At 64.5% G+C, this 14,766-nt stretch carries 12 protein-coding genes; 2 read left to right on the plus strand and 10 right to left on the minus strand.

Annotated elements, in window-relative coordinates:
• Positions 1–178: 178 nt before the first annotated feature.
• The 3 genes from I5E68_RS16940 to I5E68_RS16950 all read right to left on the minus strand — a co-directional run bounded on the left by I5E68_RS16940 (position 179) and on the right by I5E68_RS16950 (position 2,515).
• Positions 179–475, minus strand: coding sequence for a hypothetical protein (locus I5E68_RS16940; protein WP_197166204.1), 297 nt, complete (start codon positions 473–475; stop codon positions 179–181).
• A 430-nt stretch (positions 476–905) separates the two neighbouring features.
• Complete coding sequence (locus I5E68_RS16945; RefSeq protein WP_197166208.1) at positions 906–1,766, minus strand: 4Fe-4S domain-containing protein; 861 nt, start codon at positions 1,764–1,766, stop codon at positions 906–908.
• Positions 1,767–1,780: 14 nt separating this feature from the next.
• On the minus strand, positions 1,781–2,515 hold the full coding sequence (locus I5E68_RS16950) for an SDR family NAD(P)-dependent oxidoreductase (RefSeq protein ID WP_197166209.1): 735 nt from the start codon (positions 2,513–2,515) through the stop codon (positions 1,781–1,783).
• A gap of 102 nt (positions 2,516–2,617) precedes the next feature.
• Here I5E68_RS16950 and I5E68_RS16955 point away from each other — a divergent pair, with 102 nt between their 5' ends.
• Positions 2,618–3,112, plus strand: coding sequence for a MarR family winged helix-turn-helix transcriptional regulator (locus tag I5E68_RS16955; protein ID WP_197166210.1), 495 nt, complete (start codon positions 2,618–2,620; stop codon positions 3,110–3,112).
• A 314-nt stretch (positions 3,113–3,426) separates the two neighbouring features.
• Here the strand turns inward: I5E68_RS16955 and I5E68_RS16960 are convergent, their stop codons facing one another.
• Positions 3,427–4,566 (minus strand): FAS1-like dehydratase domain-containing protein, encoded by a 1,140-nt coding sequence (locus I5E68_RS16960; protein ID WP_197166211.1) that lies wholly within the window; start codon positions 4,564–4,566, stop codon positions 3,427–3,429.
• Between the two features lie 35 nt (positions 4,567–4,601).
• Positions 4,602–6,179, minus strand: coding sequence for an acetate--CoA ligase (locus I5E68_RS16965; protein ID WP_197166212.1), 1,578 nt, complete (start codon positions 6,177–6,179; stop codon positions 4,602–4,604).
• Between the two features lie 113 nt (positions 6,180–6,292).
• On the opposite strand from I5E68_RS16965, the gene I5E68_RS16970 reads away from it, so the two are divergent.
• Positions 6,293–7,072 carry an IclR family transcriptional regulator gene (locus I5E68_RS16970; protein ID WP_197166213.1) on the plus strand — a complete coding sequence of 260 codons (780 nt, stop codon included), beginning with the start codon at positions 6,293–6,295 and terminating at the stop codon, positions 7,070–7,072.
• Between the two features lie 10 nt (positions 7,073–7,082).
• Here I5E68_RS16970 and I5E68_RS16975 read toward each other — a convergent pair whose 3' ends face one another.
• The 5 genes from I5E68_RS16975 to I5E68_RS16995 form a co-directional block, all read right to left on the minus strand.
• Positions 7,083–8,705, minus strand: coding sequence for an SMP-30/gluconolactonase/LRE family protein (locus I5E68_RS16975; RefSeq protein WP_197166214.1), 1,623 nt, complete (start codon positions 8,703–8,705; stop codon positions 7,083–7,085).
• On the minus strand, positions 8,705–10,120 hold the full coding sequence (locus tag I5E68_RS16980) for an aldehyde dehydrogenase family protein (RefSeq protein WP_197166215.1): 1,416 nt from the start codon (positions 10,118–10,120) through the stop codon (positions 8,705–8,707). The genes I5E68_RS16975 and I5E68_RS16980 overlap by 1 nt, the downstream gene beginning before the upstream one ends.
• 42 nt (positions 10,121–10,162) lie before the next feature.
• On the minus strand, positions 10,163–11,893 hold the full coding sequence (locus tag I5E68_RS16985) for a thiamine pyrophosphate-binding protein (protein ID WP_197166217.1): 1,731 nt from the start codon (positions 11,891–11,893) through the stop codon (positions 10,163–10,165).
• 163 nt (positions 11,894–12,056) lie between these two features.
• Positions 12,057–13,484 (minus strand): aromatic ring-hydroxylating oxygenase subunit alpha, encoded by a 1,428-nt coding sequence (locus tag I5E68_RS16990; protein WP_197166219.1) that lies wholly within the window; start codon positions 13,482–13,484, stop codon positions 12,057–12,059.
• Between the two features lie 17 nt (positions 13,485–13,501).
• Positions 13,502–14,766, minus strand: a 1,265-nt coding sequence (locus I5E68_RS16995; protein WP_197166220.1) for a flavin-containing monooxygenase, incomplete at its 5' end; no start/stop codon positions are given.

Below are 14,766 nucleotides of genomic sequence, written 5' to 3' on the forward strand. Positions count from 1 at the left end.
CGAAGCGAGACAGGGGCAATTAAGCGCCCATTCAAGTCGCTCAACGGCTATTCCGACGATCCCGAAAGCTGCCCTTCGGCTTTGCATAGACAGCGCCTGACTGAACGGCAGGAAATGGGGAACAGTCTTCCCGGCCCGAATGGCTCTGGTGCGGGGGGAAGAGGACATCAGAAAGGGCTTAACGGAGCCGCTGTTCGTTCAAGATAATCTCTGCTCCTGCCGAGACTTCGAAGTTGCCAGATTCAGCAAGTTCCACCAGTAAATCGACTATCGACGAACAGTCGTAGTTTCCGAGGCAGTATACCAGCGTCCCGCGATTATTAACGAGTTCCGGCCTCTGAATTAGTTCTACGATATGCCAAAAAAGACTTGGGTCCTTCGTATCAGAAAGCTCCAGTGCGAGCGAGTTTCGTTCCAAGTGACTATCAGTCACTTCAAGGCGATGCAGCTTGTTCAAAATTTCAGCCTCGTTCATGGCTTCATTCTGGCTGAAGGCGTTGATGACAGCAATGTCGGCGTGTCCGGAACGGCAGCTATTTGCCGATAGCCGCCTCAAAGCTGACATTCCGAAACCGGCCGGTTATGGTAGTCAGTGACAGCCTGAACCTACGGCAGCTTCTGCTAGTGTGACCCGAGACCGAGAATGACCGCTATGTCGGCGAGTGCTGACGATCGTGGTGGCCCGTCTAACGTCTGTTTTCCGCGCTCTTGCTCCTAAAAGCTGCCGGGTCTGTAAACGGCCATTTTAAGCCACCTAGTATCACACCTGTTCCCTTCCCTAGGCCATGCGGTGTGGACAAATTTACTGGCCTTGGAAGGTGGCAATTGAGGCTTGAAAAACCAAGGCGCATGGTAGGCGGCAGATGTGCTGCCAACTGGCACCTCGACCGGATCTAGCCTGATCTTCACTCGGCACCCTCTCGCCTGAGCAGGTCGTCGAGATGTCGAACCATCTCTGGCGCTGACATTTCAATGCTTCCGCCGTGCCCAGCGAAAATTCGAGAAAACCCCAAACCCCGCAGAGCCGCGATCGACGCAATCTGCTGGTCCCAGTCGAACCAGCAATAGCGCCTGTATCCACGCAGCCGCCGCTCGTTGTGATCCCATGCCAGTGTATCGCCTGTAAACAACGTATCTCCGGCGACCAGATAGGCCACGCTTCCGCGCGTATGACCCGGGATCGGCACGATCCTGATTTCGGGATGGGGCGAGGCAAGGTCGTCGTCGTGAATGATCCGATTGGCAAAGGGCGCGGCATCGGCGTCCGCCTGGTGAATCCAAACATCAGCACCGAAATATTCGGCATAACGTTTAGTATCACCGATATCGTCGCGATGAGTCAGAAGGATGTGATCCAGCCCGCCGCGCTGCTCCATCCAGCTTGCCAGCCGGGTCGACCATCCCGGCCCGTCCACAAGGAAATTCATATCGCCCGCGCGGCCGAAGTAAGAGTGCGCCCCATAGGAACCTTTCGTGTTGTGGCCCATCCGAAAATAGCCAGCGACCTCTTCGGGAAACAACGGTCCGTATTTAGGCAGACCATCCGGCGGCCTTACAGCGCCGACCGGGCACAATTGCGCGGCCTTCCAGGCGGCCTCGATCTCTTTGTCGGTTTCCGGCTGCCTGGCGAATACCGATTGGCCACTTTTTTCAACCAGCAATTCAGGGGCGATGGAACGCGATGCCATGCAATTGATGCATCGCGATTCCACAGTCCATCGGTCGCCTGTCGTCCCGCCTTCGGTCTGCCTGTCGTTCATCGGCATGAAGTCGATACTCCTCAGTGGAAAGTTGCGCCGCCATCGATCACCATGATCTGGCCGGTCAGGAATTCGGCCGCATCGCTCGCTAGAAAAACGCATGCCCCGGCAAGATCGTCTGGCCGCTCCTCCCTGCGGATTGACCGAGAGGCGACGACGCCGTCGCGCATCGCCTGCGAAAACGCCGCGTTGCTCTCGATCCCTTCGGTGATCGTCAGGCCGGGCGCGAGTGCGTTGACGGTCACCCCATCCTGCCCGACTTCGGTCGCCAGAGAGCGGGTCAACGAAACGATCGCGCCTTTGCTGGCGATGTAATGAAGCATATTGGGCACGCCGATGAACGCCGTGCCAGAAGTGAGATTGATGATCCGCCCCCAGCCCGAACGGCGCATGTGACCGATGACCGCGCGACTGCACAGAAACTGGCTTAGGACGTTAGTCTGCAGAGCGCGTGCGAATTCTTCAGGCGGAATCGCATCGAACGGTCGCAAATCCAGAGCACCGGCAATCGCCGCATTGTTGACGAGAATATCGACGCCGCCCGCTTCCTCTTCAATCCGACTGACACACCGCTGGACGCTATCGACATCGGCCACATCACATTGCAGGGCCTGGATGTTCGACTCGGGCTCATCCTCCCAGGACAGGTCGGCACCATATACCCGGTGGCCTGCCCCGGCGAGGGCTCTGGAAAGCGCTGCACCAATGCCGGTTGCAGCGCCTGTGACCAGTGCGGTCTTGGTCTGAGAGGTCATAGCAAAATATCCTAATATCCTGTTGTCCTGTATCGAGGTGGCCATGTGCGAGGGGCCACGCTAAGATATGCTTAGTTTACCTAACTACATAGGGGCCCTTTTGTGCCGAAGAATGTCGCCCACGCGCGTTTCGAGCGATATTCGCTTATCGCCCAGCAATTCGGAGCGCGGACGGTTATGTTTCAGCAGGCAGCGGCGCGGCTGCTCGACCTCAACGTCACGCAGTTGGAATGCTTGCAGCTGATCCGTCATCTGGGACCGATCACTGCCTCGGACCTTGCACGCGAGATCGGCATCACGCAGGCGTCAATGAGTGTCGTGGTGGGGAGACTGATCGAGCGCAGGCTGGTTTCGCGAAACCGTTCTTCCGATGACAAGCGCAGGCGCCTCCTGCAGCTTACGGAAGGCACAGCTGCGTTCGTCGACGCAGTCTATGACAGGCACGTCGCGCGGATGAAGGCCATCATCGACGCCATCACGGAAACCGAACTCGATAGCGCTCTTTCGTTCATGCAGATCCTCGAAAAAGAGATGCGCACGACGGCGATCGAAATGAACAAGAGCGCGGGTGACATGGGGAACGATCCGCTGTTTTAGCAGCGCGCCTGGCAAGTGACGACATCAGGTCCGACCTTTGCCTATGTCTGCTTTCGCGAGTTTTCGACCAAAAGCCGCCAGTCCGCAATCGGCCCCAAGTTGACCTTCCCCCTCGCTCAGGCTGAGCCTTTCGAAGCCCTCGGCACATAGCGCCTGACTGCCCACCCGTCGCCGAACTCAGAACACGCGCAGTAATCGACATGGCGTCAGAGCGGCTGACCTCCCCGGCTTTGATCGCCTCTAGGCCGCCACCAAAAGAACGGAGGCGCAAAGGGTATCATCCCCTCGCGCCTCCGCTTGTTTCCTGAGCTCGGTCAGCCCTTGCTCGGTAGCTCGGCGATGGCAGTGCCGATCGCGCTCATCTCGCCGCGGTGGGTTTCGGCGCGCTGCTGGATCTCGACCAGCTTCTTGCCGCCTTCCTCGAACTTGCGCACGACCTGGCCGGTGATGAAGATCACGTCGCCGTCGGGATTGTGGCGGCGAATCTGGCAGGTGTGGCGCTTGAGGAAGCCATCGTCGCCGATCCAGTTGGTCATGTGGTGGGTCAGCCAGCTGCAGCGTTCCGGGCCGTAGTCGTAGGCGCCGGGCGTGCCGACCTCGCGGGCGAAGTCGTCGTCCCAGTGCACGCGCTCGGGCACGTCCTTGATGCCGAACTTGTTGGGAATGCCAAGGCCGGGGTGTGCGTCGATCAGCTGGAAGTGCAGCTTGTTGGTGCGGATGTAGAGCCCGCCCCACCCTTGCGCATAGCCGATGAAGCCGGTGACGGTCATCGGGCCCTTCATCATCTTCGGCAGCTCGTCGCCGACTGCCACGTCTTCCCAGTAGCGCGGGGCCGTGCCGCGCACTTCCTCGTTGCGGTAGAGGTCGAACCATTCCTCGAGCTGGTCGGGATCGATCTTCTCGACCTTGCCCTTGACGCCGTCGTACTTGCTGCCGCGCTCGCGCGCCTCGTCGCGATCGGTGCGGAAGACGTAGCTGTCGCACTCGGCGACGTGGTCGCCCGACTGGTTGTAGAAGTCGACGTGGTAGATCTGCTGGTAGGCACGGCCCGCAAAGCGGGTCTGGTGCTCGACGAGGTCCTTGAGGTACGCCTCGGTGCGGATCGTGTCACCGCGCAGCACCGGCTTGTGCCAGGTCCAGTCCGCGCCCGCCCACATCGCGTGGACGCCGGGAAGTCCGCCGCAGTAGCCCGAGACGATGCGGCTGGTGGTGAACAGGAAGCTGGGCAGCGCAACGATCGAGCCGTAGCGGGTCTTCTCGGCATAGGCCGGGTCGCACCACAGCGGGTTGTCGTCGCCGATGCCGTGCGCGTAGTGGCGGATGGCATCGCGCGTCGCCTCGTAGTTCCACGGTTCGACCGTGTTCTCGATCTTCACGCCCATGCGCTTCCTCAGATCGTCGAGCCCTTCCTCGGTGATCTTGGGAAACTTCTTGTCCTGAGCCTGGGTAGCCATAATCCTCTCCTTGGAAATCCAGTATCGTTGTGATGTCAGGCCGCTGCGCTCGAGGCCTCGGCGGTCGCTGCCGCCTCGCGGTCGCGCAGGACCTTGCGGTTGACCTTCCCGGCGGGCGTCTTGGGCAGTTCGTCGACGAATTCGACGATGCGCGGGAATTCGTGCTGCGCGAGGCGGTTGCGGGTGAAGTCCTGCAGTTCCTTCACGAAGCCCTCGCTCGCGGCGCGCGGCGAGATGACGAAGGCCTTGACCACCTGCCCGCGCTTCTCGTCGGGCGCGCCGATGACTGCGCATTCACGCACGTCTTCGTGCTTGAGCATGGTGTTCTCGATCTCCACCGCGCTCATCGTCCAGCCCGCCGAGATGATCACGTCGTCGGCGCGCCCGCAGTGGTAGAAGTAGCCGTCGGCATCGATCTTCGCGCGGTCCTTGGTCGAGAGCCAGCCTGACTTGCGCCGCAGCATCAGCTCGCCCACCTCGCCCGGATCGGTGGCGCTGCCATCGGGCCGCTGCACCTGCAGCTCGAGCCCGGGAACCGCCTTGCCGAGCGAGCCGGGCTTGACCGTGAAGTCCTTCGCGCCGGGGTAATTGACCAGCACGACGCCGATTTCGGTGGTGCCGTACATCGAGCAGGCATCGACCCCGAAGGTCGCGTCGATCCATTCGAGTGTGGCGGGGTCGATCGGCTCGCCGGTGAACGAGAGCTTCTCGATGGCGAAGCTGTAGTCGGACGAACGCGCGGTGTTCTTCATCATCCGGTAGTGCGTGGCTGCGGCCGACATGTTGGTAATGCCGAAGTCCTGCAGCGCCTGCATCAGCCGCGCCGGATCGAACTTGCCGCGCCCCATCGTGCCGGTGGTGACGCCGAGCCCGAGCGGCGCGAACGTGCCGTGCCACAGGCCGTGGCCCCAGGCGGGCGAGGAGGGGCAGAAGAATTCGTCGCCGGGGCGGATGCCGGTACCGTAAAGCGCGGCGAACATCAGCGTGACGAGCGAGCGGTGGGTATGGCGTACCGCCTCGGGCAGTTCGCGCGTGGTGCCGCTGGTGTACTGGAAGCAGGCGAGATCGTCGCCCGAAGTCTGCGGCGCATATGTCGCGGGATAGGCGAGCAGCGCTTCCATCAGTGCCGCGTCCGCGACGACCACGCGCGGTCCCTCGACTGAGCGGGCAAGCTCGGCCTTCTCGGCATTGGTGAGCAGGATCGCGGGCTTGCAGTCGTCGACGCGCAGGCGCAGCGCGTCCGGGCCGAACAGCGTGAACAGCGGCACCGAGACCGCGCCCTGCAGCATTGCCCCGAACAGGCACACGTAGAACGGCAAGGACGGCTCGAACATGAAGGCAATGCGCTCGCCCTTGGCCACCCCGGCGGCATCGAGCCAGTGCGCGAAGCGCGCCGCGCCCGCAGCGATCTCGTCGAAGCTGAGGATCTCGTTTTCGCCATCGGCATGCGCGACGCGCACCGCCGCGCGGCCCGAGCCGTCGGCATGGCGCAGGATCGCCTCGTTCGCGATATTGAATTGCGCGCGGGTGCCATCGAACAGGTCCCACAGCGCCGCGGAATTCGCATGCGCCTGCGCATCGGCATAGCTGGTGAAATCGCTCAACAGAGCCATCGGCCGCTCCTCCCCGGGCGAGTCGCCCCTTGTTATGGCCAAGCTATGTCACGTCCCGCTTGATGTTGTAAATAATGAATGTTATTCTATATATTGAACAACAAGGCCTCGTCATGACCGATCCTCTCGAAACTGCCGTCAAGGCCAGCAAGGCCCCCGCCATCGCCCGCGCCGCCGCGATCCTGCGCCTGCTCGGCCGCAGCGAGACACCGCTCGGGCTCCAGCCGATCGCCCGCGAACTGGGACTGGTGCCCTCGACCTGCCTCTACGTCCTGCGAGCGCTGGTGGAGGAGGAACTGGTCAGCCTCGATCCGGCAACCAAGCGCTATGCGCTGGGAGCGGGCGTGCTCACGCTTGCGCGGCACTGGCTGCAGCGCGATCCCTTTGCCAGCCTGGTGCAACCGGTGATCGAAGAAATCGCGCTTCACCAATCAGTTACCTGTGTCGCGGTCGAGATATCCGGACTTGAGCGGATCACCGCCGTGGCCGTCGCGGAGGGGGCGGGAAACTTCCGCCTCTCCACCGAAGTGGGCAGCCGCTTCCCTGCCCTCATCAGCGCGACCGGGCGCTGCATCGTAGCCTTCGGCGGCCACGAGATCGAGCGGCTGCGCGCGCGCTTCGAGAAGCTGCGCTGGGACAATCCGCCCGGTTTCGAGCAGTGGAGCGAACAGGTCGCCGAGACCCGTAGGCGCGGATACGCGGTGGACGAGGGACATTACATCGCCGGCGTCACGGTCCTCGCCGCACCCGTCTACCGCGCGAGCGGCGCGCCCTCGCATGCACTCATCGCCCTGGCGTTGTCGCGCGCGCTCGATGGCAAAGCCATGGACGGGCTGGGCAATGCTCTGGTGGCCGGAGCGCAGACGGTGACCCGCCAGCTGGGCGAAGGATGAGGCCGAGGCGCTATGCCCCTCGAATGTCCCTCGTGATCTTGAGGACGCTGCCTTCGGCATCGCCCGAGACATAGACCGTCCCGTCACCAGCCACAGCGAGCCCGCAAAACGGCACCATCGGCCCCGACATGTCGCCGACCCCGCCCAAGAGCTTGGGCCGCACGCCCGGCGGTGCCTTGACCGGCAAGCCGCTCGCGATCACCGCGCGATTGCCGCCGGAGAGGTCGCAGGTGACCAGTTCCTTGCGCTCGACATCGACGACAAAGAGCCTCTGCCCGGCAACCGCGATGCCTTGCGGTTTACCCAGGCCATCGAGCACGGTCTCGGCGCGAGAGCCCGCACAGCGCACCACGCGCCCGCCGCCGCTTTCGCTGGCGTAGACACTGCCATCGCTGGCGATGGCGACGCCCATCGGGGTCGCGAGGCCTTCGGCCAGCACCTCGGCCTCCCCGTTGCCCAGAGCAAGCACCCGTCCCGCCGCGCCATCGGCGAAGGCGACGGCGTCCCCCTCGCCCACCGCGACGCCGTAGAGCACTTCGTGGCCGGTGCTGAGCGGGGTGCTTTCGCCCGCCGCGATATCCCAGCGCATGACAGCGCCCATCGAATTGGTGGTCACCCAGACGTTCTCGCCCGCATGGGCAACCCCGCGCACGAAGCCTGGGAAGCCGGGCGAGAACAGGAAGCCCGCCAGCGCGAGCGGTCCCTCGGACGGAAGCGTATAGGTAAATCCGCCATCGGCAACAAAGAGCGACCCATCGCCGGCCAGCGCGAGCCCCATCGGCCATTGCAGCCCGCGCCCGACCAGCGAGCGTGTCGCGCCCTCGGGCAGGATTTCGGTCACTTCGCCCGGGATCGAGGAGACGAACAGTCGCTCGCCGACGAACGTGCAGTTGTCGAGCCCGGGTGCGAGACGGGCGAGCACCTCGCGCGCGCCGCTCACCGGATCGATGCGCAACACCTCGCCGCTCGCGACCTGGGTCGAGACGATGCGCCCCTTTGCGTCGAACTTCACCGAGTCCGGCACGCCGAGATCGCCCGCGATCACTTCGGGCTTTCCGCCCGCGGGATCGACGCGCCATATCTCGTTGGTCGCCATGATCGGCATATAGAGCATGCCGTCCGGCCCGATCGAAAAGGCATTGGGCATCGGCACGTCGGCAAGTATCTGCCGATGCTGCCCTCCCGCCGGGTCCAGCTCGAAGATGCGCCCGCCCATGCGGCACTCGCCCGCGAAGAGCCGGTCCTGATGGACGGTGATCGGATTGGCGACGGGCATGTCGCCATGCACCACCCGGTACTCGCCCGAGGGCGTGAGCATCGAGACCCGCCCCAGCGTGATCTCGGTGGCATAGAGGTTGCCCGCGCTGTCGAAGGCGATGTCGTCGGGCGCGGTGATCGGCCCGTCGATGGGGCAGATCGGCGTCGCCGCGCCGCTGTCGGGATCGAGCGCGGTGACCGCGCTGCCGGCGACCTGCGCGACGTAGATGCGCCCGTCCGCTCCGGTGCGAAGGCCATTCGCGCCGAACAGGCGACTGGGCGGGCTGGCGCGCTCGATCCGCCATCCCGGTGCCGCAGTGGCGCCGCCCGGTGCGGCATAACGGCTCTGCACGGCTGCGACCTTATCTCCCGCCATCAGCCGTAGCCCAGGATTGCCTTCGTCTCGAGGTACTCGGCAAAGCCGTGCGCGCCCCATTCACGGCCATTGCCGCTGCGCTTGTAGCCGCCGAAGGGCGCTGCGAAGTCGAAGCCTCCGTTGAGGTAGATCGCCCCAGCGCGGATGCGCCGGGCAATCGCGCGGCAGGCCTCGATATCCTCGCCGTCGACATAACCGGCGAGGCCGAAATCGGTGTCGTTGGCGATGGCGACCGCTTCCTCGATGTCGCCATAGGGGATCATCACTAGGACCGGGCCGAAGATCTCCTCGCGCGCGATGACCTTGTCGTTGTCGCCCACGAAGACCGTCGGGCGCACGTAGAAGCCCTTGTCCAGCCCCTCGGGCCGCCCCGGACCGCCCGCGATCAGCTCGGCGCCCTCGACAATGCCCTTCTCGATATAGGCCTGCACCGTCTCGAACTGGTCCTTGGAGACGACCGGCCCCATCGCAACGTTACCCGCAGGATCGCCGACCGCGACCGCATTGGCCGTATCCGCCGCGACGCGCTTTGCCTCCTCGAGCCGGGCCGCAGGGACGAGCAGGCGCGAACCGGCACTGCAGGTCTGGCCCGAATTCATCATCATCGAGCCGACCGCACTGGCGACGCGCTCCATCGTCGCACCGTCGTCGAGCACGATGTAGGGGCTCTTGCCTCCCAGCTCGAGGCACACCCGCTTGACCGTGTCGGCGGCATCCTTCTGGATCTGCACGCCCACGCTCTCCGAGCCGGTGAAGCTGATCATGTCGACGCCGGGATGGGTCGAGAGCGCGGTGCCGATGACCGAGCCCTTGCCCTGCACCATGTTGAAGACACCCGCCGGGCCGCCCGCGGCATCCATGATCTCGGCCAGTATCTGCGCCGAATAGGCGGCCAGTTGCGGGGGCTTGAGCACCATCGTGCAGCCCGTGGCGAGCGCCGGGAAGACCTTGACCGTGACCTGGTTGATCGGCCAGTTCCACGGCGTGATCAGGCCGCAAACGCCGATCGGCTCATGCACGATCAGCGTCGAGCCATGGCTTTCCTCGAAGGTGTAGTCCTCCAGCGCGGCGATCGCGGCATCGAGATGGCCGATGCCCAGAAAGGTATGGAAGCCGCCTGCAAGGCTGGCCGGAGCCCCCATCTCCTCGGTGATCGCCTCGCCGAGGTCTGCCTGCCGGTTCTCGAACTCGGTCTTGATCCGGCGCAGCAGCGCCAGCCGTTCCTCGCGGCTCGTCGCCGCGTAGGCAGGGAAAGCGGCACGGGCCGCCGCCACTGCCCGGTCGACGTCATCGGCGCTGCCCAGCGCGATGCGCCCGGAAACCTGCTCGTTGGCGGGATTGATCAGCTCCTGTGTCTCGCCGCCGAGCGGTTCGACCCAGGCACCGTCGATATAGAACTTGGCGTATTCGCGCATCAGCCTCTCCTCGGCCCGCAGGTTTTCCGGGTTGCCTGGGTCTTATTGCGACCCTTCGGCGTACCAGGTCCGGAACTTCTCGTATTTGGGCATCTCTTCCGAGTTCGCCTTGGGATCGATCCTGACGTGGATCACCGCGCACTTGCCGCTGGCATAGGCGCGCTCGATCGCCGGCTGCAGATCGGCGATGTCATCGACGAATTCGCCATGGCAGCCGAACCCTTCTGCCATCTTGTCGAGCCGCACCTCGGTGCTCCAGTGCGTGCCGATCTCGCTCGTGCCCTGCCCGAAGGTGCGCTTGTAGACGCCCACTTCGAGCCCCCACTGGAAGTCGACCCCGACCACGCAGACCAGCGGCAGCTTGCAGCGCACCGCGGTTTCCAGTTCGGCGACGTGGAACAGGAACGAGCTGTCGGAGGTGAGCAGCATGCCCGGGCGGCTCTTGCCGGTCGCCGCGCGGTCGGCGAGCATGGCGCCGGTCGCATAGGGAAGCCCGGTGCCGATGTGGCCGTAGTTCTGGTTCCAGATCACGTCGCGCGGTTTGCACTGCGAATAGGTCCACTGGTAGATCACCGTGGCGCCGCCGTCGCGAATGAGAATGCCGTCCTCGGGGAAGGCCTTGGTCGCCTCGACCACCATGCGCGAGGTATGGATACCGACATTGCCGCCACCCGACTTGCTCTCGGTCTCCTTGGCCAGCGCGTCGAGCTCGGCCTTTCCGTCCTTCATGAATTTCGCGAGGCCCGGTGAGGGATCGCGCGGGGCGGACTGGAGTTCGCGCACGAGCTGCGGGACGACGCCGCGAAGGTCGCCCACGAGCGGCACGTCGATCGGCCGGTTGACGCCGATCGCGGTCGGGTCCTGCTCGACGTAGATCCACTTGCGCGTGGCGTTGTTCTTGGCCCACCAGCGCGTCGTGCCGTAGTGCAGCGGCTCGCCGATCTCGGTGCCGAGCGCGAGGACGAGATCGCATTCCTCGACCGCCTCGAGCGAGGCATCGGAGAAGACGTACTGGAAGGTGCGGTCCTCCAGCCCCTCGATGTAGGACGTGCCGCCCGAGGTCTGGACCACCGGGCAGTTCATCAACATGGCAAGGTCCTTGACCGCCGCGCCCATGCGCGTGGTGTGGACCGCATGGCCGAGCAGCAGGAGCGGGTTCTTCGCCTCGCCGATCAGCTTCACGGCCTCGCGCACCTTGTCGATGTCCGCGCCCTGGTTGACGAGGCGGTAGCTTGCGGGCGCCGCCACTTCGGGGAGGTCAAGCTCCTCGAGGATCACGTGGGCGGGATATTCGATGTACGAGGGACCGGGACGTCCCGAGAGCGCCTGGCGGATCGCCTCGCGCACGATCTCGTCGGTCTGGTCGGCATATTCGATCGAGCCCGAGTACTTGACCGAATCCTCGATCATCGGCTCCTGCCGCACGAACTGGATGCGGCCACGGCGCACGCGCCGCTCGGTGACGCGCGCGCGCTGGCCGCCGAGGAAGATCACCGGGGAATTCTCGACCCGCGCGCACTGCACGGCGGGCATCATGTTCGCCATGCCCGGCCCCAGCGTGCCGATGCACAGACCCGGCTTGCCGGTCATCCGGCTCGCGGCCTCGGCCATGAAGCCGGCTGCCGCCTCGTGGTGCGGTGCGACAACCGTCCAGCCGCGCTTTTCCGCCTCGAGGAAGAGGTGCACGAAGTTGGGATCGGGAATACCGAAGAGCGTGTTCACGCCCTCGGCCTCGAACAGGTCCAGAATGCGCTTGTAGACCGGCGTTCCCATTATCAATTCCCTCTTTCCCGAAGTCTGTCTTGTTGTCCGATTGGGCGAGCGCTCTTGCCCGGACAAGAATCGCGGGGGCAAAACCGCGAGTGCGATGCCGGGCAGCGCTGGGGCGATCCGAGGGTGCCCGGGTGCCCCTGCAGCGGTGTCTTCCCGCGCCTCGTCAGTCCCCCAGCAGGCGCGGCGCACCGCGCCCGATGAAATTGGCGAGGTTGCGGTGCAGGTTGATGACCTTCTGCTCCTGGTGCGGGTTGGGCAGTGGCCCGCGAAAGCCGCTCGACTTCATGCCCTTGTGCACGAAGGCCATGTTGGCGAAGTCCTGCGCCAGCACCGCGCCCCAGTTCTCGCCGGTGGGGTCGGCATAGACCCATTCGGTCTCGGGTTCCTCACCCTCGGGGAAGCGCTCGAGCGCATAGCTCTCGAAGATGCACTTATTGGGGTCGTCACCGTAGGGACGCACGCGGTAGCACAGCGCGAAGGTCACTCCGTGCAGGATGTTCTGGTTGGGAAACAGCCCCCAGGCGAGCCCGGCCTCGGCCATCACATCGCTGGGAATCTCGGGCCAGGTCACGCCGCGCGCGGCATCGTCGGCCTTGGCCGATTTCATCCAGTGCGCGATCACCTCTGCGGGCGTGGCGCTCTCGGGCAGTTCGTCCTGCAGCCGGCTCGCCGCCTTGACCAGTGTCTCGGTCGAGGCGGAATAGTTCACCGTCTCGTAGTTTTCCTTGATCAGCTGGTAGGTCGAGACGCGCGGATCGAGCCCGGCCTTGCCCGAACGCGTGGTGCCCGAACTCTCGTTCATCTTGTAATTCTCGTCGCGGGTATCGTAGCCCGAGACCGAATGCAGGCCGTACTGCTTCGAATAGGCGTAGTAGTCGCCGTAGCGCAGCAGCTGGCTGTGCGTTCCGGCGACGTGATAGGGCTCGAGGAAGGCCTCGATCGCGACTTTCCAGTTACAGTCGTAGATCGCCCACTGGCGCCACTTGTAGCGCATTTTCGCCAGTTCGAAGTGATCGAGGATCTCGCCCGCACGCCCCATCCACTCGCCAAGCGGCATGCAGTCGGGGTCCATGTTGATGTAGATGTAGCCACCCCAGGTATCGACCTTGACCGGCGAGAGGCAGGTCATTTCGGGGGTCAGCTCGTTGTTCCAGTCCTGCGGGTCGAGCACGAAGGTGTTGTTGCCGTCGGTGTCGAAGCCCCAGCCGTGGAAGCCGCAGGTAAAGCCGCGCCGACCCGATCCGCGCACGTCGTGGACCTTGCCGGGCAGCATGTCGGGGACCGAGACGAGCTGGCGCCCACGATGCGGGCAGACATTGTGGAAAGCGCGCAGCGAACCGTCGCCATGGCGCAGGACGATCACGGACTCGTCGGCGACGTCGTAGGTCAGCCAGTCGCCCGGTTCGGGCAGGTCGGTCTCGCGCTCGACCATCTGCCACACCTTGGGCCACAGGTGCTTCTTCTCGTCCTCGAGATAGTCGCGCGAGAAGAACGCCTCGGTCGGGTAGGTCACCCGCCGCTCGGCGTCCATGTCCGCGCCGGTGATGTTGCCGCTGTCGAACGGCCCCTTCTTCGATGAAACCTCGTTCATGGCGGCTCTCCGCTTGGCTATTGTGCGTCCTGCGCAATGCGCAGATCGAGACCTTCGAGCGTTCCCGCCTCGCGCCACGTCCTCAGGAAGCGCAGGAAGTCGTCCCAGCCCGCACCCCAGGGCCGGAACAGGCCCCACTTGTGCTCCTTGGCGCCCTCGTTGTTGAAGTAGCTGGGCGGGCACGAATTGAGGAAGTCGGACTGGTCGATGGTCGTCGCCTCGAAATGCGCGACATAGTCGTCCATCGCCTGCTTCGTTGGCTCGACGCGCTCGGCATGGCGGCGCAGCGCCTCGGCGATGATCCAGGCGATATGCTCGCCCTGCCGCCCGAACTGCTCGGTCACCGAGGCATTGAGCCCGCCCTGGATGTAGCCGATATAGAACTGGTTCGGGAAACCATGGGTCATCGTGCCGTGAAGCGTGAGCGGCCCGTCGCGCCAGTGATCGTAGAGCGAGCGGCCAGCCGTGCCCTCGATCCGCTCGATCCCCCAGCGCCGCTCGAGATCGCTGGTCACCTCGAAGCCGCTGGCGAAGATCACGCAGTCGCAGGCGTATTCAGTGCCGTTGGCGACGAAGCCGGTCTCGCTCAGCTTCTGGATGCCGCGCGTCTCCGAGACGTCGACGAGCTCGACGTTGTCGCGGTTGAAGGCGGGGTAGTAGGTATCGCTCGATAGTGGCCGCTTGCACATGAAGTAGTAGTAGGGCTTGAGCGCCTCGGCGATCGTGCCGTCCTCTACCAGCGCGTCGACGCGGCGGCGAAAGCGCTCCATCACCCGGTGATCCATCTCCGCGCGGCGCGCGTAGTAAGCCTCGGTGCCGATCTCGGGCCAGCCCTCCTCGGCGAGCTCGGCAGCGATGTTGCGGCTGATCTCGGTCCAGAAATCGCTGACCAGATCCTCGTCCTCGGGACCGAAAGCCTCCATCGCGCCGCGGTGGAAATTGGCCTGGCGCGCAGCCTGCCAGCCCTGCTCCTGGCTCTCGAACCAGGCCCGGTCGGTCGGCGGATTGGGGCGCGCATCCACCGTCGCGGGGGTGCGCTGGATGACGTAGAGCTTTCTGGCGTACTGCGCGAGGATCGGCACGGCCTGGATCGCGGTCGCACCGGTACCGACGATGGCGACGGTCTTGTCGCGAAGCTTGTCGAGTTCGGGGCGACCCGGCTCACCGCCGGTATAGTCGTAGTCCCAGCGCGCGGTGTGGAACAGCTTGCCCCTGAATCTGTCGATCCCCTCGAGCGAAGGCAGCTTGGGCATGTTGAGCACGCCATTGGCCATGACCACGA

The sequence above is a fragment of the Novosphingobium aureum genome, assembly GCF_015865035.1.
Classification (GTDB): Bacteria; Pseudomonadota; Alphaproteobacteria; order Sphingomonadales; family Sphingomonadaceae; genus Novosphingobium; species Novosphingobium aureum.

Bases quoted from the DNA above. Each gene is read 5' to 3' on its own strand.
- I5E68_RS16985 (WP_197166217.1), bottom strand. From the start codon at position 11,893: ATGGGAACGCCGGTCTACAAGCGCATTCTGGACCTGTTCGAGGCCGAG.
- I5E68_RS16980 (WP_197166215.1), bottom strand. From the start codon at position 10,120: ATGCGCGAATACGCCAAGTTCTATATCGACGGTGCCTGGGTCGAACCG.
- I5E68_RS16975 (WP_197166214.1), bottom strand. From the start codon at position 8,705: ATGGCGGGAGATAAGGTCGCAGCCGTGCAGAGCCGTTATGCCGCACCG.
- I5E68_RS16965 (WP_197166212.1), bottom strand. From the start codon at position 6,179: ATGGCTCTGTTGAGCGATTTCACCAGCTATGCCGATGCGCAGGCGCAT.
- I5E68_RS16960 (WP_197166211.1), bottom strand. From the start codon at position 4,566: ATGGCTACCCAGGCTCAGGACAAGAAGTTTCCCAAGATCACCGAGGAA.
- I5E68_RS16945 (WP_197166208.1), bottom strand. From the start codon at position 1,766: ATGCCGATGAACGACAGGCAGACCGAAGGCGGGACGACAGGCGACCGA.
- I5E68_RS16970 (WP_197166213.1), top strand. From the start codon at position 6,293: ATGACCGATCCTCTCGAAACTGCCGTCAAGGCCAGCAAGGCCCCCGCC.
- I5E68_RS16950 (WP_197166209.1), bottom strand. From the start codon at position 2,515: ATGACCTCTCAGACCAAGACCGCACTGGTCACAGGCGCTGCAACCGGC.
- I5E68_RS16940 (WP_197166204.1), bottom strand. From the start codon at position 475: ATGAACGAGGCTGAAATTTTGAACAAGCTGCATCGCCTTGAAGTGACT.
- I5E68_RS16990 (WP_197166219.1), bottom strand. From the start codon at position 13,484: ATGAACGAGGTTTCATCGAAGAAGGGGCCGTTCGACAGCGGCAACATC.